This window comes from Pseudomonas tehranensis (assembly GCF_014268615.1).
Classification (GTDB): Bacteria; Pseudomonadota; Gammaproteobacteria; order Pseudomonadales; family Pseudomonadaceae; genus Aquipseudomonas; species Aquipseudomonas tehranensis.
In genome coordinates this window covers 1-2116 of record NZ_JABWQV010000427.1, presented here as the reverse complement: position 1 = coordinate 2116, position 2116 = coordinate 1, and the positions used below count along the sequence as shown (strand labels likewise).

At 62.9% G+C, this 2116-nt stretch carries 2 protein-coding genes; both read left to right on the top strand.

Going from position 1 to position 2116, the window contains the following annotated elements:
• Nucleotides 1-56 precede the first annotated feature (56 nt).
• Nucleotides 57-1259, top strand: a complete 1203-nt coding sequence (gene hutI, locus HU811_RS26725) for an imidazolonepropionase (protein ID WP_092401496.1) — start codon at nucleotides 57-59, stop codon at nucleotides 1257-1259.
• A gap of 11 nt (nucleotides 1260-1270) precedes the next feature.
• Nucleotides 1271-2074 carry an N-formylglutamate deformylase gene (hutG, locus tag HU811_RS26720; protein WP_186659094.1) on the top strand — a complete coding sequence of 268 codons (804 nt, stop codon included), beginning with the start codon at nucleotides 1271-1273 and terminating at the stop codon, nucleotides 2072-2074.
• Nucleotides 2075-2116 lie beyond the last annotated feature (42 nt).

Sequence of the window (2116 nt, the reverse complement as noted above, 5' to 3'; positions counted from 1 at the left end):
CCTTGTGGGAGCGAGCCTGCTCGCGATTCGATCTTCAATAATTCGAGGAAACCGGGATGAAAACCCTCTGGCAAAACTGCCACGCCGCCACCATGGCCCAGGGCGTCTACTCGATCATCGAAGACGCCGCCATCGTCACCCACGGCGAGCTCATTCAATGGATCGGCCCGCGCGCCGAGCTGCCGGCCGGTGACTACCCGGCCGTCAACAACCTCAACGGCGCCTGGGTCACTCCGGGGCTGATCGACTGCCACACCCACACGGTGTTCGGCGGTAACCGCAGCGGCGAATTCGAACAGCGCCTGCAGGGCGTGAGCTACGCCGAGATCGCAGCGGCCGGCGGAGGTATCGCCAGCACCGTGCGCGCTACCCGGGCGGCCAGCGAAGATGAACTGTTCAGCAGCGCCGCCAAGCGCCTGAAAAGCCTGATGCGCGATGGCGTGACCACGGTGGAAATCAAGTCAGGCTACGGCCTTGACCTCGCCAGCGAACGCAAGATCCTGCGGGTCATCCGTCGTCTCGGTGAACAACTGCCGGTCAGCGTGCGCAGCACGTGCCTGGCGGCCCACGCCTTGCCGCCGGAATACGCTGATCGCGCCGATGACTACATCGAGCACATCTGCACCGAAATGCTTCCGGCCCTGGCGGCCGAAGGGTTGGTGGATGCGGTGGATGCCTTTTGCGAGTACCTGGCGTTTTCCCCGGCGCAGGTCGAACGGGTGTTTATCACCGCCCAACAACTGGGCCTGCCGGTGAAGCTACACGCTGAACAATTGTCGTCGCTGCACGGTTCAAGCCTGGCGGCCCGTTATCAGGCGCTGTCGGCCGATCATCTGGAATTCATGACCGAGGACGACGCCAGGGCCATGGCCGAATCCGGCACGGTGGCGGTGCTGCTGCCGGGGGCATTTTATTTCCTGCGCGAAACCCAGCTGCCGCCCATGGATGCCCTGCGCAAGCACGGCGTGAAGATCGCGGTGGCCAGCGATCTCAACCCCGGCACGTCGCCGGCACTGTCGTTGCGCTTGATGTTGAACATGGCCTGCACCTGCTTTCGCATGACCCCCGAGGAGGCCCTGGCTGGGGCGACCCTTCATGCCGCCCAGGCCCTGGGCATGGCCCGGACCCACGGTTCGCTGGAAGTGGGCAAAGTGGCGGATTTTGTCGCCTGGCACATCGACCGCCCGGCTGACCTGTCGTACTGGCTCGGTGGCGATCTGGAAAAACGCGTCGTGCGTCACGGCGTGGAAATCGATTAAGGAGAACGGTTGTGGAGAAGGTCCTGAATTTCAAGCAAGGGCGCGTGCCGCTGTTGATCAGCATGCCCCACGCCGGCCTGCGCCTGACCCCGGCGGTGAAGGCTGGTTTGATCCCCGAGGCCCAAAGCCTGCCGGACACCGACTGGCATATTCCTAAGCTTTACGAGTTCGCCGCCGAACTGGGCGCCAGCACCCTGGCCGCTGAATATTCACGGTTCGTGATTGATCTGAACCGCCCTGACGATGACAAGCCGATGTACGTTGGCGCTACTACCGGGTTGTATCCTTCGATCCTGTTCGATGGCGTACCGTTGTTTCGCCAGGGGCTGGAGCCGTCCGCCGCGGAGCGGGCGACTTATTTGCAACAGATCTGGGTGCCTTACCATCAGGCCCTGCGGCAGGAACTGGCGCGGCTCAAGGCCGAATTCGGCTATGCCTTGCTGTTCGACGCCCACTCGATCCGCTCGGTGATCCCACACCTGTTCGACGGCAAGTTACCGGACTTCAACCTGGGCACTTTCAACGGCGCCAGTTGCGACCCCGCATTGGCCCACCAGCTCGAAGCCATCTGCGCCCGCCACGGCGAATTTACCCACGTGCTCAACGGACGTTTCAAGGGCGGACACATCACCCGGCACTATGGCAACCCGGCCGAGGACATCCACGCGGTGCAACTGGAACTGTGCCAGAGCACCTACATGGAAGAGTTCGAGCCGTTCAACTATCGTGCGGATCTGGCGGAACCGACCCAGGTGGTGCTCAAGGAATTGCTGGAAGGCTTGTTGGCGTGGGGGCGGCAGGCCTACAAACATTAATCTGTGGTGAGGCAGCTTTTGTGGCGAGGGAGCTTGCTCCCG

Coding starts and splice junctions, on each gene's coding strand:
- hutI (WP_092401496.1), top strand. CDS start 57: ATGAAAACCCTCTGGCAAAACTGCCACGCCGCCACCATGGCCCAGGGC.